The organism is Streptomyces sp. NPDC058674 (assembly GCF_042716505.1).
Lineage (GTDB): Bacteria > Actinomycetota > Actinomycetes > Streptomycetales > Streptomycetaceae > Streptomyces.
The window spans coordinates 33125-56525 of the sequence record NZ_JBHXSC010000044.1 but is presented as its reverse complement, the minus strand read 5'-3'; the positions used below and the strand labels follow the sequence as shown (position 1 = coordinate 56525).

General features: G+C 73.3%; 24 protein-coding genes and 1 riboswitch. Of the genes, 15 read left to right on the top strand and 9 right to left on the bottom strand.

Features of this window, described 5'->3' with window-relative positions:
• The first annotated feature begins 1 nt into the window (after position 1).
• The 3 genes from ACFWU6_RS22230 (at position 2) to ACFWU6_RS22220 (ending at position 2290) form a co-directional block, all read left to right on the top strand.
• On the top strand, positions 2-457 hold the full coding sequence (locus ACFWU6_RS22230; RefSeq protein WP_383807500.1) for a DUF5304 domain-containing protein: 456 nt from the start codon (positions 2-4) through the stop codon (positions 455-457).
• A gap of 61 nt (positions 458-518) precedes the next feature.
• A complete protein-coding gene (locus tag ACFWU6_RS22225) occupies positions 519-1460 on the top strand; it encodes an ROK family glucokinase (protein ID WP_383807503.1) in 942 nt (313 codons plus the stop codon).
• A gap of 71 nt (positions 1461-1531) precedes the next feature.
• Entirely contained in the window at positions 1532-2290 is a 759-nt protein-coding gene (locus ACFWU6_RS22220) for an endonuclease/exonuclease/phosphatase family protein (protein WP_383982636.1), read from the top strand.
• Positions 2291-2475: 185 nt separating this feature from the next.
• On the opposite strand, the gene ACFWU6_RS22215 is transcribed toward ACFWU6_RS22220, so the two are convergent.
• Positions 2476-3135 carry a hypothetical protein gene (locus ACFWU6_RS22215; protein WP_383807508.1) on the bottom strand — a complete coding sequence of 220 codons (660 nt, stop codon included), beginning with the start codon at positions 3133-3135 and terminating at the stop codon, positions 2476-2478.
• On the bottom strand, positions 3128-3907 hold the full coding sequence (locus ACFWU6_RS22210; protein WP_383807511.1) for an alpha/beta hydrolase: 780 nt from the start codon (positions 3905-3907) through the stop codon (positions 3128-3130). Before ACFWU6_RS22210 ends, ACFWU6_RS22215 begins: the two co-directional genes overlap by 8 nt.
• Positions 3908-4076: 169 nt before the next feature.
• Here ACFWU6_RS22210 and ACFWU6_RS22205 point away from each other — a divergent pair, with 169 nt between their 5' ends.
• The 4 genes from ACFWU6_RS22205 to ACFWU6_RS22190 all read left to right on the top strand — a co-directional run bounded on the left by ACFWU6_RS22205 (position 4077) and on the right by ACFWU6_RS22190 (position 7985).
• A complete protein-coding gene (locus tag ACFWU6_RS22205; protein ID WP_383807595.1) occupies positions 4077-4835 on the top strand; it encodes a lysophospholipid acyltransferase family protein in 759 nt (252 codons plus the stop codon).
• Positions 4836-4868: 33 nt separating this feature from the next.
• The gene (macS, locus tag ACFWU6_RS22200; RefSeq protein ID WP_383982633.1) at positions 4869-6083 is read left to right on the top strand and encodes a MacS family sensor histidine kinase; all 1215 of its coding nucleotides are present in this window, start codon (positions 4869-4871) and stop codon (positions 6081-6083) included.
• Positions 6080-6778, top strand: coding sequence for a response regulator (locus ACFWU6_RS22195; RefSeq protein ID WP_383807517.1), 699 nt, complete (start codon positions 6080-6082; stop codon positions 6776-6778). The genes macS and ACFWU6_RS22195 overlap by 4 nt, the downstream gene beginning before the upstream one ends.
• Positions 6779-6956: 178 nt before the next feature.
• Positions 6957-7985 (top strand): 6-phosphofructokinase, encoded by a 1029-nt coding sequence (locus ACFWU6_RS22190; protein ID WP_383807598.1) that lies wholly within the window; start codon positions 6957-6959, stop codon positions 7983-7985.
• Positions 7986-8147: 162 nt separating this feature from the next.
• Here ACFWU6_RS22190 and ACFWU6_RS22185 read toward each other — a convergent pair whose 3' ends face one another.
• Complete coding sequence (locus tag ACFWU6_RS22185) at positions 8148-10022, bottom strand: anthranilate synthase family protein (protein WP_383982650.1); 1875 nt, start codon at positions 10020-10022, stop codon at positions 8148-8150.
• Between the two features lie 300 nt (positions 10023-10322).
• Between ACFWU6_RS22185 and ACFWU6_RS22180 the strand changes: the two genes are divergently transcribed.
• On the top strand, positions 10323-11678 hold the full coding sequence (locus ACFWU6_RS22180) for a class II 3-deoxy-7-phosphoheptulonate synthase (RefSeq protein WP_383807520.1): 1356 nt from the start codon (positions 10323-10325) through the stop codon (positions 11676-11678).
• Positions 11679-11847: 169 nt separating this feature from the next.
• Positions 11848-12105, top strand: a complete 258-nt coding sequence (locus ACFWU6_RS22175; protein ID WP_383807523.1) for a bacterioferritin-associated ferredoxin — start codon at positions 11848-11850, stop codon at positions 12103-12105.
• A gap of 49 nt (positions 12106-12154) precedes the next feature.
• Here ACFWU6_RS22175 and bfr read toward each other — a convergent pair whose 3' ends face one another.
• Positions 12155-12631 (bottom strand): bacterioferritin, encoded by a 477-nt coding sequence (gene bfr / locus ACFWU6_RS22170; protein WP_030707395.1) that lies wholly within the window; start codon positions 12629-12631, stop codon positions 12155-12157.
• A 173-nt stretch (positions 12632-12804) separates the two neighbouring features.
• On the opposite strand from bfr, the gene ACFWU6_RS22165 reads away from it, so the two are divergent.
• Positions 12805-13437, top strand: a complete 633-nt coding sequence (locus ACFWU6_RS22165) for a sulfite oxidase-like oxidoreductase (RefSeq protein WP_383982630.1) — start codon at positions 12805-12807, stop codon at positions 13435-13437.
• A gap of 77 nt (positions 13438-13514) precedes the next feature.
• On the opposite strand, the gene ACFWU6_RS22160 is transcribed toward ACFWU6_RS22165, so the two are convergent.
• From ACFWU6_RS22160 to thiO, 5 genes are all read right to left on the bottom strand, one after another.
• A complete protein-coding gene (locus ACFWU6_RS22160) occupies positions 13515-14411 on the bottom strand; it encodes a deoxyribonuclease IV (protein WP_383807529.1) in 897 nt (298 codons plus the stop codon).
• Positions 14412-14417: 6 nt separating this feature from the next.
• Entirely contained in the window at positions 14418-16340 is a 1923-nt protein-coding gene (gene pknB / locus ACFWU6_RS22155; protein WP_383807532.1) for a Stk1 family PASTA domain-containing Ser/Thr kinase, read from the bottom strand.
• 212 nt (positions 16341-16552) lie between these two features.
• Positions 16553-17350 (bottom strand): thiazole synthase, encoded by a 798-nt coding sequence (locus ACFWU6_RS22150; protein WP_383807534.1) that lies wholly within the window; start codon positions 17348-17350, stop codon positions 16553-16555.
• Between the two features lie 5 nt (positions 17351-17355).
• Positions 17356-17556: a sulfur carrier protein ThiS gene (thiS, locus tag ACFWU6_RS22145; RefSeq protein WP_383807537.1), complete on the bottom strand. Its 201-nt coding sequence runs from the start codon at positions 17554-17556 to the stop codon at positions 17356-17358.
• Entirely contained in the window at positions 17553-18731 is a 1179-nt protein-coding gene (thiO, locus tag ACFWU6_RS22140) for a glycine oxidase ThiO (protein WP_383982627.1), read from the bottom strand. The genes thiS and thiO overlap by 4 nt, the downstream gene beginning before the upstream one ends.
• Positions 18729-18841: riboswitch (TPP riboswitch) on the bottom strand. It overlaps the preceding gene by 3 nt.
• Positions 18842-18922: 81 nt before the next feature.
• Between thiO and ACFWU6_RS22135 the strand changes: the two genes are divergently transcribed.
• The 5 genes from ACFWU6_RS22135 (at position 18923) to ACFWU6_RS22115 (ending at position 23389) form a co-directional block, all read left to right on the top strand.
• Entirely contained in the window at positions 18923-20143 is a 1221-nt protein-coding gene (locus ACFWU6_RS22135) for an NAD(P)/FAD-dependent oxidoreductase (protein WP_383982624.1), read from the top strand.
• Between the two features lie 232 nt (positions 20144-20375).
• Positions 20376-20741, top strand: a complete 366-nt coding sequence (locus ACFWU6_RS22130; protein WP_383807545.1) for an Rv2175c family DNA-binding protein — start codon at positions 20376-20378, stop codon at positions 20739-20741.
• Positions 20742-20819: 78 nt separating this feature from the next.
• Positions 20820-21455, top strand: coding sequence for a thiamine phosphate synthase (gene thiE, locus ACFWU6_RS22125; RefSeq protein ID WP_383982622.1), 636 nt, complete (start codon positions 20820-20822; stop codon positions 21453-21455).
• Positions 21456-21534: 79 nt separating this feature from the next.
• A complete protein-coding gene (gene metF, locus ACFWU6_RS22120; RefSeq protein ID WP_383807551.1) occupies positions 21535-22449 on the top strand; it encodes a methylenetetrahydrofolate reductase [NAD(P)H] in 915 nt (304 codons plus the stop codon).
• 49 nt (positions 22450-22498) lie between these two features.
• Complete coding sequence (locus ACFWU6_RS22115; RefSeq protein WP_383982619.1) at positions 22499-23389, top strand: hypothetical protein; 891 nt, start codon at positions 22499-22501, stop codon at positions 23387-23389.
• Positions 23390-23401 lie beyond the last annotated feature (12 nt).

Here is a 23401-nt window from a genome sequence, read left to right as displayed (position 1 = left end):
CATGAGCGAGGCCACCGACCGCCCCACCGACGACGACGCCTGGGCCAAGGCCTGCGCCGAGGACCTCGCTGCCGAGAAGGAACGCCTGCGCGGCCAGGGCGGGACGGGCGCAGGAGGCACCGGGACCGCCGCCGAGGAGCTGTTCAAGCTCTTCGAGGCCGTCGCCGACAAGGTCTCCGGGCTGAACAACCCGCTGCTCGGAGCAGCCGCCCAGGGCGCCGTACGCCAGTTCGTCAACCAGGCCAGGACCGCCGCCCAGCCCGTCGTCGAGCGCAACCCCGAGGTCTTCGACCACCTCGCGGCCGCCGGGTCCGAGCTGCTCGCCGCCTACCGCTCCGCCGTCGAGGGCCACGAGCGCCGCTGGACGAGGAACGAGCCCCCCACCCCCCGTCGCGCGTCCGACCCCCGGGGCGACGGCCCCGACGCGGGTCCGGACGAGCACATCGATCTCGACTGAACCTCCGCCGCCCTCGGGTACCTTTGGCCGTGGCGGGGTTTGACCGGAAACCGAGGGACTAATGGGACTCACCATCGGCGTCGACATCGGCGGCACGAAGATCGCGGCCGGCGTGGTCGACGAAGAGGGCACGATCCTTGAGACGTACAAGGTGCCCACCCCGCCGACCGCGGACGGAGTGACGGACGCGATCTGCTCCGCCGTGTCCGAGGTCAGCAGCAACCACCCCATCGACGCCGTGGGCATCGGCGCCGCCGGATACGTGGACGACAAGCGCGCGACGGTGCTCTTCGCACCGAACATCGACTGGCGGCACGAGCCGCTCAAGGACAAGGTCGAGCAGCGCATCGGGCTGCCGGTCGTCGTCGAGAACGACGCGAACTGCGCGGCCTGGGGCGAGTACCGCTTCGGCGCCGGACAGGGCCACGAGGACGTCATCTGCATCACCCTCGGCACGGGCCTCGGCGGCGGCATCATCATCGGGAACAAGCTGCGCCGCGGCCGCTTCGGCGTCGCCGCCGAGTTCGGCCACATCCGGGTCGTCCCGGACGGCCTGCTGTGCGGCTGCGGCAGCCAGGGCTGCTGGGAGCAGTACGCCTCCGGCCGCGCACTGGTCCGGTACGCCAGGCAGCGGGCCAACGCCACCCCCGAGAACGCGGAGATCCTGCTCGCCCTCGGCGACGGCACCCCCGAGGGCATCGAGGGCAAGCACGTCAGCGCGGCCGCCCGGCAGGGCGACCTCGTCGCCGTCGACTCCTTCCGCGAGCTGGCCCGCTGGGCCGGCGCGGGCCTGGCCGACCTGGCCTCGCTCTTCGACCCGTCCGCCTTCATCGTCGGCGGCGGCGTCTCGGACGAGGGCGACCTGGTCCTCGACCCGATCCGCAAGTCCTTCAAGCGCTGGCTCATCGGTGGCGCCTGGCGTCCGCACGCGCAGGTGCTCGCCGCCCAGCTCGGCGGCAAGGCCGGACTCGTCGGCGCGGCCGACCTGGCGCGCCAGGGCTGAGCCCCCCTTTCACCGTCCCTGCCCGCCGCGCCCCCTGGGGGAGCGGCGGGCAGCTGCGTATGTTGCAGGGCATGGACCTGCTGCCCGCGCTGCCCAAGTCTCTTACGGAGCCCGACGGTTCTGCCGTGATCCGGGTACTCGGCTACAACATCCGCTCGCTGCGCGACGACGAGGAGGCGCTCGCCCGGGTCATCCGGGCGTGCGCGCCGGACGTGGTCTTCGTGCAGGAGGCGCCGCGGTTCTTCCGGTGGCGCAAACACGCGGCCCGGCTCGCCGCCAAGTGCGACCTGGTCGTGCTGAGCGGCGGGGCGACGGCCGCCGGGCCGCTGCTGCTGTGCTCGCTACGGGCCTCCGTCGAGCACACGGAGGACGTCCTGCTGCCGCTCACCCCCGGCCTGCACCGGAGGGGCTTCGCCACGGCGGTGGTCCGGTTCGGGGCGGCGCGGGTCGGGCTGGTCTCGGCGCACCTGTCGCTGGACCGCGCCGAGCGGCTGGAACAGGCGCAACTGCTGCTGGACCGCGTCACGGCCATGGACGTCCCGTACGCGATCGCCGCGGGCGATCTGAACGAGGCGCCGGGCGGCCCGGCCTACGGGCGGCTGGCCACCGCCCTGCGGGACTGCCGGACGGTCGCGCCGTGGGGCGGCGAGCACACGTTCCCGGCACGGGCCGCCGACCGGCGCATCGACGCGGTCTTCGCGACGGCGGGGGTGGACGTGCTGGGCTGCGGTGTCCCCGTCGGACTGGCGGGGGTGGAGGCCGCGGACCTGGCGGCCGCGACGGACCACCTCCCGGTCCTGGCGGCCCTGCGCCTGCCGGCCGCACCGTAGCCCGGCCGCACGGCCGGGGGCCGGACTCCGCACACCGCGCGCCGGGACGGGCGTACCGGACTCCGCGCACCGGGACCGGCGTACCGGAGGCGGCGCACCGGACTGCCCGGCCGCCGCGGGGAGGGGGCCGCCACGGCACGGGGCCGGGATCGTCCTGCGGGCGGCCCGGCCCCCCGGGGCGGGGGTCAGACCACCGCGCCGCGGCCCGGGTCGTCGTCTTCGTCGTCCTCGTGGGACATGCGTCCCACCAGCGTCGCGAATCCGCCCAGGAAGCCGCCGATGCCCAGCGTCGTGAGCCACCAGGTCATGTCCCAGCGGAACAGCACCGCCAACAGCAGCAGCACCGGCCCGCCCACCACGGCCAGCCACGCGAACTTCGCGGTCGTGTCCGCCGGCGGCAGCTCCGGCTCCGGAGGCACGAAGTGGCCCTCCTCCGCCGGGGTCAGGTCGTCGTCCCCGGGCTCGGCGAGCGAGTGGTCCCGGGGCCCCGTCATGCCCACGCCCGGGGCGAAGACCACCGAGCTGCCCAGAGCCGCGGCCGGCGGCGGCTCGGCGGCCGGCGCCGCGCCCTGCTCCGGCTCGGCTCCCTGCCCGGCTTTCCGCCCGGCTTCCGGCTTGGCTTCCGGCTTGGCTTCAGGCTTGGCTTCCGATCTGGCGTCCGGCTCGGGCGCGAGCGGCAACGGCTTCACGTCCTCTTCCGGCAGCAGCAGGTTCTCGATCGGTCTGAAGGGTCTGGCCCCCGGCGGGTCCGGCGGCTCCTGCCCGTAACCGGCGACGATGGCCGCCCACGCCGCCTCCTCGTCGAGCGGTGGGACCCCGCCCGACTGCTCCTCGTGCTCAGCCACCCGCCTCCGCCCCCTCCCTGCCCACGCTCTCCGCCAGTCGGCCGACGAACGCACAGCTGTCCGCGAAGATCCGCTCCGCGTCATGGTCCAACGTCGCGACGTGGTAGCTCTGTTCCAGCAGGGTCTCGGTGACATCGGCCGAGGAGACCCGCGCGAGGATGCGCGCCGAGTCGGCCGGGGGCACGACGTGGTCCTGCGGGCTGTGCAGCAGCAGCAACGGCTGCGTCACCTGCGGCAGTTCCGCGTCCACCAGCTTCAGGAACGTCCGCAGCGAGTGCGCGGCGCGGGTCGGGACGCGGTCGTACCCGACCTCCTCCGATCCCGGCTTCGCGATGTCGCTGGCGATGCCCGGCGTGGACCGGACGAAGTGCCGGGAGACCGGCAGGGTGAAGGCCAGCGGGTCGTGCACCCTGTTGGCCGGATTGACCAGCACGAGGCCGCTGACGGCCTCCCCGTGCCTGGCCGCCAGCCGCAGGGCCAGCGCGCCGCCCATCGACAACCCGAAGACGAACACCCGCTCGCACCGGTCCAGCAGCTCCCGCAGTGCCCGGTCCACCTCCGCGTACCAGTCCTGCCAGCCGGTGAGCTGCATGTCCTGCCAGCGCGTCCCGTGTCCGGGCAGCAGCGGCAGCGACACGGTGAAGCCGCGCTCGGCGAGGTACTCGGCCCAGGGCCGCAGGGACTGCGGGGAGCCGGTGAAGCCGTGGCACAGGAGGACACCGACCTCTCCGCCCTCGTGGCGGAACGGCTCGGCTCCAGGGAGGACGGACACCGGGATCTCCTTGATGATGAAGGACGTCGGGTGGGTGCGTTGCTCTGTGTGACTTCACCGTACGCGACCGGCGAGGCACCGACCAGGGTCGTCGGGACGCTCCGGGCGGAGCCACGGGTAAGGTCTGTTCGACAGACACAGGAAGGCTTTCGAGTTGATCTACGGCGCAATGAAGTTCTCCATCGGCGGCTCCCTGAAGCTCGCTTTCAGGCCGTGGGTGGAGGGCCTCGAGAACATTCCCGCCGAGGGGCCGGCGATCCTCGCGAGCAACCACCTGTCCTTCTCCGACTCCTTCTTCCTGCCGGCCGTGCTGGACCGGAAGGTCACCTTCATCGCGAAGGCGGAGTACTTCACCTCCCCGGGGGTCAAGGGCAGGCTGACGGCCGCCTTCTTCAAGGGCGTCGGCCAGCTCCCCGTGGACCGCTCCGGCGCGCGCGGGGCCGGCGAGGCCGCGGTCAAGAGCGGCATCGACGTCATCGAGCGGGGGGAGCTGTTCGGTATCTACCCCGAGGGGACGCGGTCACCCGACGGCCGCCTGTACCGCGGCAAGCCCGGCGGCCTGGCCCGCGTGGCCCTGGCCACCGGAGCGCCGGTCATCCCCGTGGCGATGATCGACACCGAGAAGATCCAGCCGCCCGGCAAGGTGGTCCCCAAGCTGATGCGTCCGGGCATCCGGATCGGCAAGCCGCTGGACTTCAGCCGCTACCACGGCATGGACGGCGACCGCTTCATCCTGCGCTCGGTGACCGACGAGGTCATGTACGAGATCATGAAGCTCTCCGGCCAGGAGTACGTCGACATCTACGCGACGGCCGCCAAGCGCCAGATCGCCGATGCGGAGAAGGCGGCCAAGGCCGACAAGGCCGAGAAGGCCGAGAAGGCCGACAAGAGCGACAAGAGCGAGAAGGCCGGGGACACGGCCGAGTAGCTGCGGGCGCACCGCCCGCGGGGGGTGGGGGAGATGGCCGAACGCGAACGCGTCGTGCGGATGTCGGTCGAGCAGCCGCTGTGGCGCGCCCTGACCGGGTACCGGCTGCTCACCATGGTCTACGCGGTGCTGCTGTTCGCCTCCGCCTACCGGCAGTTCGACCGGCCCTGGGTCGCGGTCGGCTACCTGGCCTTCCTCGCGGTCTGGACCCTGGCCACCTTCCCCCGGGTGGCCAACGCCGCCAGCTGCGGCAGGCGTTTCCTCGTCGCCGACCTCGCGGTCGCCGTCGCCGGGATCCTGCTGACCCCGGTCGCCGACACCCAGGAGCGGATCACCGGGGGCGGCCCGACGCTGCCGACCATCTGGACGGCGGGCGCGGTCCTCGCCTTCGCGATCAAGGGCGGCTGGCGCTGGGCCTGCTTCGCCTCCACCTTCGTGGCCGTGGCCAACATCGTGATCCACCGCGGTGACCCGACTCGCGACACCCTGCACAACGTGCTCCTGGTCTGGGTCGCCTCGATCGCCATCGGGTACGTCGTCGAGGTCGCCCGGGCCAGTGAGGCCACCCTCGCCCGCGCGCTGGAGATCGAGGCCGCAACCCGCGAACGGGAGCGCCTCGCCCGCGACATCCACGACGGGGTCCTCCAGGTCCTCGCCATGGTCCAGCGCCGCGGCACCGAGCTGGGCGGCGAGGCGGCCGACCTCGGCCGGATGGCGGGGGAGCAGGAGGTCGCGCTGCGCACGCTGGTCTCCAGCGGGCTGGTGCACCCCTCGCGCGTCTCCCGCGACGGCTCGCTGGGCGCGCTGGTGGACACGTACGAGGTGGAGGAGGGCGGCGACGGGGGCGAGCTGGACCTGCGCACCCTGCTGGCCCCGCACGCCGGGTCCCGGGTGAGCTTCGCCGAGCCGGGCACCCCGGTGCCGCTGCCGGCGCCCGCCGCGAAGGAGCTGGCCGCGGCGGTCGGAGCCGCCCTCGACAACGTGCGCAGGCACGCCGGTGAGGGGGCGCGGGCCTGGATCCTGGTCGAGGACTGGGGCGACGAGGTGATCGTGACCGTACGGGACGACGGCCCCGGCATCCCGGCCGGCCGGCTCGACCAGGCGGAGGGCGAGGGCCGCATGGGTGTCGCCCTGTCCATCCGGGGCCGCCTCCGCGACCTCGGCGGAAGCGCCGATCTGGTGTCCGTCCCCGGGCAGGGCACCGAAGTGGAACTGAAAGTGCCCAGGGGCAGGACGGACGAGAGATGAGCGAGCACACCGACGTGAACGAACCGAACGAGCTGCACGGCATCAAGGTCATGGTGGTCGACGACCACCCGATGTGGCGGGACGCGGTCGCCCGCGACCTGGCCGCCGCCGGCTTCGACCTGGTCGCCACCGCCGGGGACGGCCCGGAGGCGGTGCGCCGGGCCCGTGCCACCCGTCCCGACGTGCTGGTCCTCGACCTGAACCTGCCCGGCATGCCCGGGGTACAGGTCTGCAAGGAGCTGGCGGGCGCCGACCCGGCGCTGCGGGTCCTCGTCCTGTCCGCCAGTGGCGAGCACGCGGACGTGCTGGAGGCGGTGAAGTCCGGCGCGACCGGCTACCTGCTGAAGTCCGCCGGCGCCCAGGAGCTGATCGACGCGGTCCGCCGCACGGCCGCGGGCGACCCGGTGTTCACCCCGGGGCTGGCCGGGCTGGTGCTCGGCGAGTACCGGCGCCTGGCCACCGACCCCGCGCCGACCGCCTCGGACGACCCGAAGGCGCCGCGGCTGACCGACCGGGAGACCGAGGTGCTGCGGCTGGTGGCGAAGGGACTCTCGTACAAGCAGATCGCGGAGCGGCTGGTCATCTCGCACCGCACGGTGCAGAACCACGTCCAGAACACCCTCGGCAAGCTCCAGCTGCACAACCGGGTGGAACTGGTCCGGTACGCCATAGAGCGGGGCCTGGACGACGCGTGACCCGCCCGCACAGGGGGCCGTACGGGGTGCCGTACGTCGTACTTACGTCCTCCTTCCCTACCCGTACGAGTGAACGCGCGGAGCCGACGCCCCCTGATCCCACCGGAATCGGTGCTCCGACACCCTTGATGTGACCTGGGTCACCACTAGCGTGGCCGTCATGGCGAAGGGAGACCTCATGAAGGTCGGAGTGCTGACCGGCGGCGGCGACTGCCCCGGGCTCAACGCGGTGATCAGGGCGGTCGTCCGCAAGGGCGAGCAAGAGTACGGATACGGGTTCATCGGCTTCAAGGACGGCTGGCGCGGCGCGGTCGACGGGACCACGGTGGCGCTGGACATCCCGGCCGTCCGCGGCATCCTGCCCCGGGGCGGCACCGTCCTGGGCTCCTCGCGCACCAACCCGTTCTCGGTGGAGAACGGCGTGCGGGCCATCAGGGAGAACCTCGCCAAGTACGAGGTGGACGCCCTGATCACGATCGGCGGCGAGGACACGCTCGGCGTCGCGGCCAAGCTGTACGAGGAGTACGGCATCCCCTGCGTCGGCGTTCCGAAGACCATCGACAACGACCTCTCCGCGACCGACTACACCTTCGGCTTCGACACGGCCGTCGGCATCGCCACGGAGGCCATCGACCGGCTGCACACCACCGCCGAGTCCCACATGCGGGTGCTGGTCTGCGAGGTCATGGGCCGGCACGCCGGCTGGATCGCCCTGCACTCGGGGCTCGCGGGCGGCGCCAACGTCATCCTCATCCCCGAGCAGCGCTTCGACGTCGACCAGGTCTGCGCCTGGGTCACCTCCCGGTTCAAGGCGAGCTACGCGCCGATCGTGGTGGTCGCGGAAGGCGCGGTGCCCAAGGACGGGGACGCGGTCCTCAAGGACGCCACCAAGGACTCCTTCGGCCACGTCAGGCTGTCGGGCGTGGGGGAGTGGCTGGCCAAGGAGATCGAGGCCCGGACCGGCAAGGAGGCCCGCACGACGGTGCTCGGGCACATCCAGCGCGGCGGCACGCCCAGCGCCTTCGACCGCTGGCTGGCGACCCGCTTCGGGCTGCACGCGATCGACGCGGTGCGCGACGGCGACTTCGGCAAGATGGTCGCGCTCCAGGGGACGGACATCGTCCGGGTGCCGATCTCCGAGGCCACGGCGAAGCTGAAGACCGTGGACCCGGCGCTCTACGCGGAGGCCGGGGTCTTCTTCGGCTGACGCCGGGCGGCGCCGCCGGACCATGGGCCGTAGGGTGACGAACGGCTGCGGACGGCGCGCGCCGCTTCGCGGGCGTCGGGCTGGACGTGTACGAGGCGGAGGCCGGGGTCTTCTTCCGCCCGGTCGCGCACCGGGCGGACCGCCCGCGCCGCGGGCGGGCGCTCAGGCCGCCGCGGTCACTCCCGTCAGGAGGTCGCGCAGCAGGTCCGCGCCGCGCAGGGTCAGCACGGACTCCGGATGGAACTGCACCCCCGCGAACCCCCCGGCCGCCGACCTCAGCGCGTGGACCTCCCCCGTGGACGCGTCCCGCGAGACCTCCACCCCCCGCGCCGCGAGCCGGCCGGCCAGCGCCCCGTCGCAGGTCGCGGTGTAGGTGTTGTAGAAGCCGACCACCTCCGGCGCCCCGAACAGCTCGATCCGCACCTGCGCGCCCTGCGCCGGCTCCGCCTTGCGGACCAGCGGCATGCCCAGCTCCGCCGCCAGCAGCTCGTGCCCCAGGCAGACCCCGACCAGACCGTGCCGGTGCCCGCCCAGCAGCTCCGCCGCCAGGCCGCGCAGCATCCGCATCCTCGGGTCACCCGGATCGGCCGGGTTCCCCGGCCCCGGGCCCAGGACGACCGGACCCTCCCAGGCCAGGGCCGCCGCCCGCAGCCCCGGGGCGTCGTAGCGGCGTACGGTCACCTCCAGCCCGGCCACCCGCAGCACGTGCGCCAGCATCGCCGTGAAGGTGTCCTCGCCGTCCACCACCAGTGCCCGGCCCCGCGGAGCCGCGGGCCGCTCCTGCATCCGCAGCCAGAACGGCGCGAGGTCCGCCCGCCGCGCGGACAGGGCCGCCTGCACCCGTCGATCCCCGGACAGCCGGGTCCCGGCGAAGCCCGGCCGCGGCGCCCCCGGCCGCACGCCGAGCGCGGCCAGCACCCCGGCGGCCTTGGCGTGCGTCTCGGCCACCTCGCCCGCGGCGTCGGAGTGGCGGACCAGGGTGGCCCCGACCGGCACCCGCAGCGCGCCGTCCGCCGCGATGTCGGCGGTGCGGATCAGGATGGGGGAGTCCAGCGTCTGGGCCCCGCTCCCGTCCAGGCCCAGCAGGGCCAGCGCGCCCGCGTAGTAGCCGCGGCCCCCGGCCTCGTACCGCTCGATCACCCGGCAGGCGTTCTGCACCGGGGAGCCGGTCACCGTCGCCGCGAACATCGTCTCGCGGAGCACCTCCCGCACGTCCAGCGAGGAGCGCCCGCGCAGCTCGTACTCGGTGTGCGCGAGGTGGGACATCTCCTTCAGCCGCGGTCCGACGACGACCCCGCCCATGTCGCCGACCGCACACATCATCTTGAGCTCCTCGTCGACCACCATCGACAGTTCCTCGGTCTCCTTGCGGTCGCCGAGGAAGGCGAGGAGGGACTCGGTGGTCGGGCCCCCGGACGGATACCGGTAGGTCCCGCTGATCGGGTTCATCACGACGGTGCCCCCGGACATCCGCACGTGCACCTCGGGGCTCGCCCCGACCAGCGTGCGCTCGCCGGTGTGCACCACGAACGTCCAGTACGCGCCCCGCTCGCCCTCCAGCAGCCGCCGGAAGAGCGCGAGGGCGTCGGCCCGGCCGAAGCCCTCGATCCGGCCCCCGTAGGTGCGCCGGATGACGAAGTTCGCCCCCTCCCCGCGCCCGATCTCGTCCCTGACGACCCTCTCCACGGTGGCGGCGTACTCCTCGTCGGGGACGTCGAAGCCGCCGCCCTCGACCCGCACCCCGTGCGCGGGCAGCGCCGCCAGGGCCTGCGCGAGCGGGACCTCGTACGCCTCCTCGGCGACCAGCACGCTCAGCGGCGTGCCGTCGTCCCGTACGTCGAAGCCGCGCTCCCGGATCTGCCGGAACGGGACGAGCGCGAGGGAGGGCAGCCCGCGCACGGGCAGGTCGGCCAGGCGCTCCGCCTCGTGGACGGGGCCGATCAGCACCTCGACGGCGTCGTGGTCGCGGCCGGGGGTCCGCCGGCGCAGCAGGGCGAAGGGCGGGCAGGAGTCGTCGAGCAGTCGGCTGAGGTCCATGGCGTCCACGGGGGTGTCCTTCCGGTGGTCTTCCGGTGTTCTTCCGGGGGGAGGGACGGCCCGTGTCCGGGAAACGCGGAAGGCCGCCCCTGGAGGGCGGCCTTCGCGTCGGTCGTGTCGTGTCAGGTACGCGCGAGGAGTGGGCCGCCGGGAGCGGGCCACCACCAGTTCTGGTTCGAGGGCGCGTACATGCCGTGCACCTTAACGCAGGGGGAGGGGCGGCGGACGGCAGGCGGACCGTCCGTCTCACGTTGTGGTCGGCGGGTCGGACGCACCGGTTCACGCCGTAATGTGTACGGCGTGACCGTGAACGCTGAGACCCAAGCCCCCGCCGCCAAGGCGACCTGGCGAGACCTTCCCGCGGCGCAGCAGCCTTCGTACCCCGATGCCGAGGCTCTGCGCGCTGTCGTCGCGGACCTCGAGTCGTATCCTCCCCTCGTCTTCGCGGGTGAGTGCGACCAGCTGCGCGCCCGCCTGGGAGCCGTCGCCAAGGGCGAGGCGTTCCTGCTGCAGGGCGGTGACTGCGCAGAGGCCTTCGACGCCGTGTCCGCCGAACAGATCCGCGCCAAGCTGAAGACGCTGCTCCAGATGAGTGCCGTCCTGACCTACGCGGCCTCCGTGCCCGTCGTCAAGGTCGGCCGCATCGCCGGCCAGTACTCGAAGCCGCGTTCCAAGGACACCGAGACCCGCGACGGCCTCACCCTGCCGACCTACCGCGGTGACTCCGTCAACGGCTTCGCCTTCACCGAAGAGGCCCGAATCCCGGACCCCGAGCGGCTCAAGCGCATGTACCACGCGTCCGCCTCGACGCTGAACCTGGTGCGTGCCTTCACCACCGGCGGTTACGCGGACCTGCGCCAGGTCCACGCCTGGAACCAGGACTTCGTGCGGTCCTCCCCGTCCGGGCAACGCTACGAGCAGCTCGCGCGGGAGATCGACAACGCGCTGAACTTCATGAAGGCGTGCGGCACCGACCCGGCCGAGTTCAAGGCCGTCGAGTTCTACGCCTCCCACGAGGCGCTGCTGCTCGACTACGAGGGTGCGCTGACCCGCACCGACTCGCGCACCGGCCGGCTCTACGACACCTCCGGGCACATGGTCTGGGTCGGTGAGCGCACCCGCCAGCTGGACCACGCGCACATCGAGTTCTGCTCGCAGATCGCCAACCCGATCGGCATCAAGCTCGGCCCCACCACCACGGTGGAGGAGGCGCTCACGTACATCGACCGCCTCGACCCCGACCGCGAGCCGGGCCGGCTGACCTTCGTCGTCCGCATGGGCGCCGACAAGGTCCGCGACAAGCTGCCCGCCCTGGTGGAGAAGGTCACCGCCTCCGGTGCGACCGTCGCCTGGGTCACCGACCCGATGCACGGCAACACCTACGAGGCGGCCTCCGGCCACAAGACGCGCCGCTTCGACGACGTGCTCGACGAGGTCAAGGGCTTCTTCGAGGTCCACAAGAGCCTGGGCACCCACCCGGGCGGCATCCACGTCGAGCTCACCGGCGACGACGTCACCGAGTGCGTGGGCGGCGGCGACGAGATCTTCGTCGACGACCTGCACCAGCGCTACGAGACCGCCTGCGACCCGCGGCTCAACCGCAGCCAGTCCCTGGACCTGGCGTTCCTGGTCGCCGAGATGTACCGGGACCAGTAGGCGCGATCAGTAGGTGGCTTCCTACGACGGCGGGGCGCGGATCGATGTGATCCGCGCCCCATCGTCGTATCCGGGTCTTTTAGGGTTGCCTAACTTTGGGTACGGTTAGGTAAGCCTCACCGAACAGGGGATGGCTGGCCGAACCATTCCGCTCAGGGAGGTGAACCGCGTGTACGTCTGCTCTTGCTTCGGGATCACCGACAAGCAGGTCAAGGACCACGCGGCCGCCGGGGCCTGCACCCCGCGCCAGATCGCCTCGGCCACCAAGGCCGGCACCGACTGCGGCTCCTGCGTACGGACCATCCAGGGCATCCTCGGCCGCGGGGCGTGCCCGCGGCGCGAGCTGCTGGAGACGGGCAACGGCGCCGGCGTGCTCGCCGCCGACGTGGAGCCGGTGCTCTCGCCCGCGCTCGCGGAAGCCGCCTGAGCGGTCGGACCGCCCGGGGCGGCGGCCCCGCCGCCCGGACGGGCTCGGATCAGCTGGGCTGCTCGATCAGCTGCGCGATGTAGAGCGGCTCGCCCAGGGACTCGATGAGCTCCAGCTGGGTGTCGAGGTAGTCGATGTGGTGCTCCTCGTCCTCCAGGATCTCCTCGAAGAGCCGGGCGGAGGTGATGTCGCCCTTGCCGCGCATGACCTCGATGCCGCGCTTGAGCCGGTCGATCGCCTCGACCTCCACCTGGCGGTCCGCCTGGAACATCTCCGTGATCGTCTGTCCCACGCGCACGTGGAAGAGCCGCTGGTAGTTCGGCAGGCCGTCGAGCATCAGGATGCGCTCGGTGATCTTGTCCGCGTGCTTCATCTCGTCGATGGATTCTTCACGCGTGTACTTGGCGAGCTTGGTCCAGCCCTTGTTGTCCTGGATGCGGTAGTGCAGCCAGTACTGGTTGATGGCCGTCAGCTCACCGGTCAGCTGCTCGTTCAGAAACTCAAGGACCTCGGGGTCGCCCTGCATCGCAGAGGCTCCTTCCAGGCAATGTCAGCTATGTGACGGGGCAGGTGGGCGCATCCTTGCACCGCCGTCGGAGGCAGTCCAGTAAGTGCCTCCTTAGTGGGAGTTGCCGTGACTTGCCCGAATCGGCCCAGACCTGGTCATGACCACCCTGCCCAGTCTGTCACCATGGACTCATGGGTCAGCCGGAAAGCCGGGAATCTCCGGGAGCAGAGCAGTCGGAGCTTCCACCGGGGCAGCGGTTGCAGCGGGGCTGGCCGGTCACCCACTACGGGCCCGTACCCAAGTTCAAGCCGGACCGCTGGGAGTTCCGCGTATTCGGCGCGACGGCCGACGGCGACAAGCACTGCTGGAACCACGAGGAGTTCGCGGCCCTGCCGTTCGAATCGGTCGTGGCGGACCTGCACTGCGTCACCAAGTTCAGCATGCCGGGAGCCGAATGGGGCGGTGTGCTCGCGCGGACCGTCCTCGGTCTGGCGCCCCCGGCGCCGCAGGCCACGCACGTGATGGTGTGGGCCGAGTACGGCTTCAGCTCCAACCTGCGGCTCGCCGACTTCGCCTCCGAGCGGACCGTCTTCGCCACCCACCAGGGCGGTGAACTCCTCACCGCCGAGCACGGTTTCCCGCTGCGGCTGGTGGTCCCGCACCTCTACGCGTGGAAGGGCCCCAAGTGGGTCCGCGGCATCGAGTACATGACCGCCGACCGCCGGGGCTTCTGGGAGGAGCGCGGCTACCACAACATCGGCGACCCCTGGCGCGAGCAGCGCTATTCGTACCAGGAGGAGCCGGGGGACGGCCCCGAGCTGTAGCCGGCACCGCCACTCCGTGGTTCTGCCGGTACACCGGAACCGGCAGTCGTACCCCCCGGGGGTGTTCCCGGGTGGGCTCAGCGCCCGCCGCGCAGCTCCTTCAGCAGGGCCACGTCGGCCGCGTGCCCCTCCCTGCCGCCGGGCGTCTCGGTGATCAGGGGCACGCCGGCCGTCGCCGGGTGCGTGAACAGCTCGGCGAAGGCGTCCCGGCCGATGTGGCCCCGGCCGATGTTGGCGTGCCGGTCCCGGTGGGCGCCGACCCCCTCCTTCGAGTCGTTCGCGTGGACCAGCTTCAGCCGGCCCTCGCCGACCGTGTCCACCAGCAGGTCCAGCAGCAGCTTCGTCCCGCCCGGCTCCGCCAGGTCGTGCCCGGCCGCGAAGACGTGGCAGGTGTCCAGGCATATCCCCAGCATCGGGTGGTGGTCGAGCGCCTCGAAGTACGGGCCGAACTCCTCGGCCGTCGAGCACAGCGAGGACCCCTGCCCCGCCGTGGACTCCAGCAGCAGGAAGGGGTCGTCCTCGTGCGTGAGCTCGTCCAGCAGCGGCAGCAGGTGCTCCCTGATCTGCGCGTACGCGGCCTCGCGCGGGCGGCCCCCGGTGGCCGAGCCGGTGTGCACGACCACCCCGAGCGCGCCGATCTCCCGGCCGCGCCGCAGCGAGTGCCGCAGGGACTCCACGGACCTCTCCACCGTCGCCTCGGTGTGCGAGCCGAAGTTGATCAGGTACGGCGCGTGCACGTACGCGGGGACCGAGCCGGCCGCGCACTCGGCGCGGAACAGCTCGTCCTGCGCCGGGCTGCCGGCCGGCGTGGCCCAGCCGCGCGGGTTGGCGACGAAGACCTGGACGGCCTCGGCGCCCATCTCCCGGGCGTACGCCATCCCCACCCTGGCCAGGCCGCCGGCGACCGGGACGTGCCCGCCCACCGGGTTGCGCGGGGCCTGCCGCGCACCGTCCACCTGCTCCTCGTGCTCCACGTACCCCTACAGTCCCTTGGTCCTGATCACGACGGTGCTGCCCTCGGGGGCGTTCTGCCCGGGAGCCACCGACTGGGCGTCCACGGTGTTGCTGAAGGAGAAGAACGGCCGCTCCACCCTCACCTTGAAGCCCGCGCCCTCCAGCGCCCTGCGGGCCGCGTCCACGTCCTGCCCGGTCACGTTCGGGACCGGGAGCTGGCGGGGGCCCTTGGAGAGGGTCAGCGTGACGGTGTCCCCGGCCGCGGCCTGGGTGCCGGCGCCGACGGACTGGTTGGCGACCGTACCGGCCGCGGAGGGGGAGTTGACCTGCTCGGCGGCGGTCGCGACCTTCAGTCCGAGCTCCTGCAACGACGCCCGCGCCTGCTCGAAGGGGAGCCCGGCCACGCTCGGCACCGGCACCGGGCGGCCCTTGCTGACCACCAGCGCGACCGCGGTGTCGGGGGCCCGCTTCTCACCGCCCGCCGGATCGGAGGCGATCACCGAGCCCTGGGCCACGTCCTGGCTGAAGGCGAGGGAGACGACACCGGGGGCCAGCCCTGCGTTCGCCAGCTCGGACCGGGCCTGCTCCAGCGGCCGCCCCCTGAGGTTCGGCACCGCCACGACCTGGGGGCCGCGGGAGACGGTGAGCGTCACCGAGCCGTTGCCGCGGATGCGCCTGCCGCCTGCCGGGTCGCTGTTCATGACCGTTCCGCGGTCGAAGGCGTCGCTGAACTTCCGCTCGATCCGCTTGATGCCGAGCCCTGAGGCGGACAGCTGGGCCCTGGCCTGCTCCTCGGACTTGCCGAGGACGTTGGGCACCTTGGTGAACTGGCCCGCGTTGATGTACCAGACGCCGGTGCCGAGGCCGAGGGCGAGCAGCACCCCGGCGACGACGAGCAGCGTGCCGCGCCGCGGCCCCCTGCGCTGCGGCCGGCCGGACCGGTGCGCGGGCGGGGGCGGGGGCGGCAGCGCCGGGGACTCCAGGCGCGAGGTCCGGTCCACGGGCGGCTGCGCGAGCGGCGGGCGGGCGATCACGCCCGTGCGGTCCTCGGCGGCCGAGCGCTCCGCGGCGTGCGCCTGCGGGGGCATCGCGTCCAGCTCGGGGCCGCTGAGCCGGGCGCGGACCTCCAGGGCCAGGCCGAGCAGCGAGGCCGCGTCGTCGGGGCGCAGTCCGGGGCTGCGGGCGGTGGCCTGCGCCACGAGCTCGTCGAGGCCCACCGGGAGCCCGGGGACGGCCGCGGAGGGCGGCGGGACGTCCTCGTGAAGGTGCTGGTAGAGCACCTGGGCGGCGCTGCCGCCGGTGTGGGGCTTGGAACCGGTGAGCATCTCGTAGAGGACGACACCGCAGGCGTAGACGTCCACGCGGGTGTCGGCGACGCCGTTCTCGATCTGCTCGGGAGCCAGGTAGGAGACGGTGCCGAGGAGGGTGCCGGTGGTGTGGGTGACGGAGTCGACGCTGCGGACCAGCCCGAAGTCGGCGACCTTGACCCGGCCGTCGTCGCCGATCAGGACGTTCTCCGGCTTCATGTCGCGGTGCACGAAACCGGCCCGGTGGGCGGCCCCGAGCGCGGCCAGCACCGGTTCCAGGATGTCGAGGGCGGCCCGCGGCTGGAGCGCGCCGCGCTCGCGGAGCACGTCGCGCAGGGTGCAGCCGGAGACGTACTCCATGGCAAGGAAGACGTACGGTCCGTCCGCGCCCTGGTCGAAGACGGCCACCACGTTCGGGTGGGCGAGGCGGGCGACGGACTTCGCCTCCCGGATGAACCGGTCGACGAAGGCCGTGTCGGCGGCGAGCGCCGGATGCATCACCTTCAGCGCGAGGACGCGGTCCAGGCGGGTGTCGACGGCCCGGTAGACCGTGGCCATGCCGCCGGCCGCGATGCGGGCGTCGATGCGGTAGCGGCCGTCGAGCACGCGCCCGACGACGGGGTCATCCAGGGTCGTATCCACGCGCCGATTCTACGAGCGGCGGCGTTTGCACCGCGTCGGGCGGGTCGCCTTGCAGCCCAGCTGTGACGGAGCCGACTGTGCCCCGCCGCCGCGGCGGGGACCCGCGCCGCCCCCCGAGGGCCGGGGTGCCCCGCCCCGAAGGCCCGGCGCCCGGCCGCGAAGGACCCGGCGCCGGCCCCGGATCGTCCCGCCCCGGACCCCGCGCCCCGGCGTCAGAAGGCCGGGCGTTCCGGGTCCAGGGCGGCGCGGCCCTCCGCGGGGGAGGAGGCCAGGGCGAAGCGCCGCTGCGGGATGCGCCCCGCGCGGAAGGCCAGGCGCCCCGCCGACACGGCGTCCCGCATCGCGGCGGCCATCAGCACCGGCTCCTGTGCCCGCGTCACGGCCGACGCCAGCATCACCGCCGCGCAGCCCAGCTCCATCGCCAACGCCACGTCGGACGCCGTGCCGGCCCCCGCGTCCAGGATCACGGGGACCCCGGCCCGCTGGGTGATCAACTCGAAGTTGTGCGGATTGCGGATGCCCATCCCGGAGCCGATCGGGGAGCCCAGCGGCATGATCGCCGCGCAGCCCGCGTCCTCCAGCTTCCGGGCCAGCACCGGATCGTCGTTGGTGTACGGCAGGACCGTGAAGCCCTCGTCCACGAGGATCTCGGCCGCGTCCAGCAGCTCGACCCCGTCGGGCAGCAGGGTCCGCTCGTCCGCCACGACCTCCAGCTTGATCCAGTCCGTGCCGAGCGCCTCCCGGGCCAGCCTGGCCGTCAGCACGGCCTCGCCCGCCGTGAAGCAGCCCGCCGTGTTCGGCAGGACCGCGATGCCCAGCTTCGCCAGCACCGACAGGACGGACCCCTGCACCGTCGGGTCCAGGCGGCGCATGGCCACCGTCGTCAGCTCGGTTCCGGAGGCGAGCAGCGCGCGCTCCAGCACGTCCGGGCTCGGGGCGCCGCCCGTGCCCATCACCAGGCGGGAGGAGAAGGTCCGGCCGCCCAGGGTGAACAGGTCGTCGTCCGCCATCGCGCTCAGCCCCCCTGGACCGCGGTGAGGACCTCGACGCGGTCGCCGTCGCCCACGGACGTGGCGGTCCACTGCCCGCGCGGGACCACGGTCTCGTTGAGCGCCGCGGCCACCCCGGAGGAGGCGGCGGTCAGGGTGGCCACCACCGCGTCGAGGGTGGTGCCGTCCGCGACCTCGCGCGGCTCGCCGTTGACGGAGATGGTCATGCGTACGACTCCTGACGTGCGGCGGAGAACCGGCGGGGGGTGAAGGGGAGCGCGATCGGCGGCAGTTCGCCGGTCGCCAGCAGCTCCGCCATGACCTCGCCCGTGAGGGGGGTCAGCAGGACCCCGTTGCGGTAGTGCCCGGTGGCCAGGTGCAGGCCGGGCAGTTCGGTCGGCCCGAGCAGCGGCGCGTTGTCCGGCGAGCCGGGCCGCAGTCCCGCCCGGGTCTCGGTGAGCGGCAGTTCGGTGATCCCGGGCACCAGCTCGTGGGCGTCGCGCAGCAGTTCGTAGACCCCGCCCGCGGTGACCGTGGTGTCCCAGCCCAGTTCCTCGCTGGTCGCGCCGATGACGAGCTCGCCGTTCTCGCGCGGCACCAGGTAGACGTGGCTGCCGCGGACCACCGCCCGTACGGTCCGGGACAGGAACGCCCCGTACGCCGCCGGCACCGCGAGCCGCAGCACCTGCCCCTTCACCGGCCGCACGGGCGCCACGGCCTCCGGCGGTACGCCCGCCAGCCGGCCGCTCAGCGAGCCCGCCGCCAGCACTGTCTGGTCGGCGCGCAGTTCCGTGCCGTCGTCGAGCAGGGCGCCCGTCGCGCGGTCGGCGGCGACCAGCAGCTGCCGTGCGGCCGTCCGGCGGATCTCGACTCCGGCCCCCTCGCAGGCGGCCAGCAGGGCGGCCGCGAGCCGGCGCGGATCGACCTGGTGGTCGCCGTCCACCCGCAGGCCGCCGCGTACGCCGGGGGCCAGCATCGGCTCCAGGCGGCGGCACTCGCGACCGGTGAGCCACTCGGACTCCAGCCCGCAGCGCCGCTGGAGGGCGTGCAGTTCCCGCAGGTGGAGCCGGTCGTCGGAGTCGAGGGCCACGGCGAGCGTGCCGCAGGCCCGGTAGCCGATGTCCAGGCCGCCGGCGGCCCCGGCGAGCTCGGCCGCGAACTGCGGGTAGCGGGCCGCGGAGGCGAGTCCGAGCCCCAGCAGGGGCTCCTCGCCGTAGTGCAGCTCGGTGACGGGGGCGAGCATGCCGGCCGCGACCTGCGCGGCGCCGCCGCCGGGCGCCGGGTCGGCGAGCACGGTGCACAGGCCCCGAAGGGCCGCCCGCCAGGCGGTGACGAGTCCGATGATCCCGCCCCCGATGACGAGGACGTCGGCTCCCCGGGGAGACGTTCGAGATGAGTGCATGGGCGTCCAGCCCCTCCCTTCGCCGGCATGACCCGGATCAGGTTCGTACGGTCGGAGGCCGTCCAGCCTCCCTCTCAGCCCGGTGCGCCCGGACTCCCGCGATAGGTACGGTGGCCAGACTAACCCCGGTCCGGACGACCGGTAAGGCGGCGCCTGTTCCTGATGGTCCATCAGGTCATTAGGCTGGCCGCGTGAGCGAGCAGACGGAACAGACACAGCGCGGCGTCGTGATCGTGGGCGCCGGAATGGCCGGCGTGCAGACCGCGGTCGCCCTGCGCGAGCAGGGCTTCACCGGCCCCGTGACCCTGCTGGGGGCCGAGCCGCACCAGCCCTACGACCGCCCCCCGCTGTCCAAGGCGGTCCTGCTCGGCAAGGCCGAGGACTCCGCCTTCGACGTGGACTTCGAAGGGCTCGGCATCGGGCTCCGGCTCGGGACGGAGGTCACCGGGCTGCGGGCCGCCGACCGGGAGCTGGACACCGGGGCGGGCCCGGTGCCGTACGGGACCCTCGTCCTGGCGACCGGCGCGCTGCCGTTGACGCTGCCCGCCACCGCCGGGGTCCCGGGCGTGCACCTGCTGCGCACCGTCGACGACGCGGCGCGGCTGCGGCCGGTCCTGGCGGCGGCCGACCGGGCGGTGGTCGTCGGGGCCGGCTGGATCGGTGCGGAGTTCGCCACCGCCGCCCGCGAGGCGGGCTGCGAGGTGGTCGTCGTCGAGGCCGCGGACCGGGTCCTGGCCGGAGCCCTGCCCGCCGAGGTCACCGAGCCGATGGCGCGCTGGTACGAGGAGGCCGGCGCCCGGCTGCTCACCGGAGCCAAGGTCGCGGGGATCGAGGAGGGCCGCGTCCTCCTGGCGGACGGCCGCACCCTGCCGGCCGGCGCGGTGGTGGTCGGCATCGGCGCCCGCCCGGCCACCGGCTGGCTGGCCGGCAGCGGAGTGGAGCTGGGCCCCGACGGCTCGGTCACCGCCGACGCCTACCTGCGGACCTCGCTGCCCGGGGTCTACGCGGTCGGCGACTGCGCATCCTTCCCCTCGGCCCGCTACGGCACGCGGCTGCTCGTCCACCACTGGGACAACGCCCTCCAGGGCCCGCGCGCGGTCGCGGTGAACGTCCTGGCCGGCGGGCCCGCCCGGGCCTACGACCCGGTCCCGTACTTCTGGTCCGAGCAGTTCGGGCGCTTCGTGCAGTACGCCGGCCACCACGGCGGCGCCGACACCCTCCTGTGGCGGGGCGACCCGGCCGCCCCGGCCTGGTCGGTGTGCTGGCTGCGCGACGGCGCCCTGGTGGCGATCCTCGCCGTGGGCCGCCCCCGTGACCTGGCGCAGGGCCGCAAGCTCATCGAGTCGGGAGCCGCCCTCGACCCCGACCGGGTCGCCGACCCGGCCGTCCCGCTGAGGTCCACGGCCCGCTAGTGCTGTGACCGGAAAGGTTCACCGGGTCGCGGCGCCCGGCACGGCACCTCGCCGCGTTGTCGGACCGCGCAGGTACGTCCAGTACGAGCCGCGGCCCTCCGCCTTGCGATGCACCGCACCGGACACCGCGCCCCGGCAAACCCTTCCGGCCACAGCACCAGGCAGCGGCGCCGGTACCCGGACGGGGTCGCTCGGGTACCGGGTGTCGGCCCGAGATGGCAGGCTTGTGCCTGTGACCGAGATTGACGCAAAGATCGATTCCCTTGTCCCCGCCTGGCTGTTCCTCCCCGACATCGCGGAGATGCTCGACATCGAGGTGACCCGGGTCCGCCAGATGGTGAAGGAAGGGCAGCTGATCGCCGTGCGCCGGGGCGAGAACCGCGCCCTCCAGGTGCCCGCCCCCTTCATCGACGGCGACAAGGTCGTCAAGGGCCTCGTGGGCCTGCTGACCGTGCTGCGCGACGACCGCTTCTCCGAGGAGGAGATCCTCGAGTGGCTGTTCACCGAGGACCCGACCCTGCCCGGCACCCCCGTGCAGGCGCTGAGCGAGAATCGCGGCACGGAGGTGAAGCGCCGCGCTCAGGCGCTCGCCCTGTGACCTGATCCGCATCCGCTCCACCGCGGCGTACGGGCCGCTCCCGGCGCGTACGCCGCCTCCACCCCGGGGGGTACACCCATGCAGCTTTCCGACGCCCGGCTCTACCTGTGCACGGACGCCCGCAAGCGCCAGGGTGACCTCCCCGAGTTCCTCGACGCCGTGCTCGCAGGCGGCGTGGACGTCGTCCAGCTCCGCGACAAGGGCATGGAGGCCGGCGAGGAGCTCGACCACCTGCGGGTCTTCGCCGAGGCCGCACGGCGCCACGGCAAGCTCCTCGCCGTCAACGACCGCGCCGACGTCGCCCACGCCATCGGCTCCGACGTCCTGCACCTCGGCCAGGGCGACATCCCCGTCCCCGCCGCCCGCGCGATCCTCGGCGAGCGGGTGCTGATGGGCCGCTCCTGCCACGCCGAGCACGAGGTGGACGCCGCCGTCGCCGAGCCCGGCGTCGACTACTTCTGCACCGGCCCCTGCTGGCCCACCCCCACCAAGCCCGGCCGCTCCGCCCCCGGCCTGGGCCTCGTCCGGTACGCGGCCTCCCTGGAGCAGGACCGCCCCTGGTTCGCCATCGGCGGCATCGACGCGACGAATCTGGACGAGGTGCTGGACGCCGGCGCCACCCGCATCGTGGTCGTCCGCGCCCTCACCGAGGCCCCGGACCCCGGGGCGGCCGCGGCCGACCTCGCCCGGCGGGTCCGCTCCCGCCTCGGCTGACGCCGCCGAAGTGTCCAAAAACGTGTCCAAAAGGCGGACACCGCTTCGACGTCCGCCCGGGCGCGTCTAACCTGCCGTCATGGCCTCTGGTACCGCTTCCACCTGGTCGGACCGCGCGCACACGGTCCGCGACCTCATCGCGTCCGGGCGCTCGTACTCCTTCGAGTTCTGGGCTCCGAAGACGGAGAAGGGCGAGCGCAACCTCTGGAACGCGCTGCGCCGGGTCGAGGCGGTGGCCCCGAGTTTCGTGTCCGTCACGTACGGCGCCGGCGGCTCCACCCGCGGCGGCACCGTGCGCGCCACGCAGCAGATCGCCGCGGACACCACCCTGACCCCCGTCGCGCACCTCACCGCCGTCGACCACTCGATCGCCCAGCTGCGCAACGTCATCGGACAGTTCGCCGACGCGGGCATCCGCAACATGCTGGTCGTCCGCGGAGACCCGCCGGGCGACCCCATGGGCGAGTGGGTGGCCCACCCCGAGGGCCTCCACTACGCGGCCGACCTGGTCCGGCTGGTCAAGGAGTCCGGCGACTTCTGCGTCGGCGTCGCGGCCTTCCCCGAGATGCACCCGCGCTCGACGGACTGGGACACGGACATCCGGCACTTCGTGGACAAGTGCCGCGCGGGCGCCGACTACGCGATCACCCAGATGTTCTTCGATCCGGAGAACTACCTGCGGCTGCGCGACAGCGTCGAGAAGGCCGGCTGCGAGACCCCGATCATCCCCGAGGTCATGCCCGTTGTGGGCATCAAGCAGCTCGACCGGCTGCCGCAGCTCAGCAACGCGCTCTTCCCCGCGGACGTGAAAGAGCGCATGCTCGCGGTCAAGGACGACCCGGCGGCTGTACGCTCCATTGGCATCGAGTTCGCCACGGAGTTCTGCGCGCGGCTGCTGTCCGAGGGTGTCCCGGGGCTGCACTTCATCACGCTGAACAACTCCACGGCGACTCTCGAAATCTACGAGAACCTGGGCCTGCACCAGCGGGCCTGATCGGCGGGCCCCGTTTTCGGGCGGTCCGCCGCACCGAGAGGGGCCATGCGTGGGAATGACGGTCCTCTACATCGCGTTCGGAATCGTCGCGCTGTGGCTGCTTGCCGAGGTCCTGATGCAGTACAAGGCCCGGCTCCGCTGGCGCCTGCTCGCCTTCACGGGCTTCCTGGGCGTGGTCGCCGGCGTGGTCCTGCCGTCGGTGCCGGTCATCGGCGCCGGCGCCGCCGCGTTCGCCGTGGGCCAGATCCTGGTCACGCTCTCCTTCCGCAAGGGCTTCGTGGCCGGCTGGGCACTGCGCCGCGCCCCGGAGCCGGTCCGGCAGTCCGGCCGGCGCCGGTCCGGCGGGCCGCGTCCGGAGCCCGCGCTGCGGGTGACCGCGCTGGAGTACGGGTCCGAGGGCGGAGCCGGCGACGAGGACGGCGCCGGACGGGCCGCGGAGCGGCGTTCCCAGGCGCGGGCCGAGGAGGTCTACAGCCCCGAGCCGGTCCCCGAGGACACCGGTTCCTACGGCATACAGAGCTTCGCGCCCGCCCCCGACGCGGGCCGGACGGCCGCGTTCGCCTCGCCGTTCACCACCGCGGAGCAGGACGCGCACCAGTACGCCGCGTACTACGAGCCGACCGGTCAGGGCGGTTCCGACGGCTACGACTACTCGGCCGGCTATCCGGCGGGCGGGCAGCCGGTCTACGCCGCCTACTCGGACCCGTACGTCGGCACCGGGGGCGGTGTCACCCCGGGTCAGTCCTACGACTACTCCGCCTACGGCCAGTACGCCGACCAGGGGCAGCAGCAGTACTCCACGGACACCCCGCCGGGCGGGGTCTGGGTCCCGCAGCAGCGCGACGCCGCCCAGCCGTACCCGGCGGACGAGCAGGGCGGGCCGCAGCAGTACCCGTACCCCCAGCAGGGCGCCGGGGAGTACGGGCAGTACCGCTACTGACGCCGCCGTCCG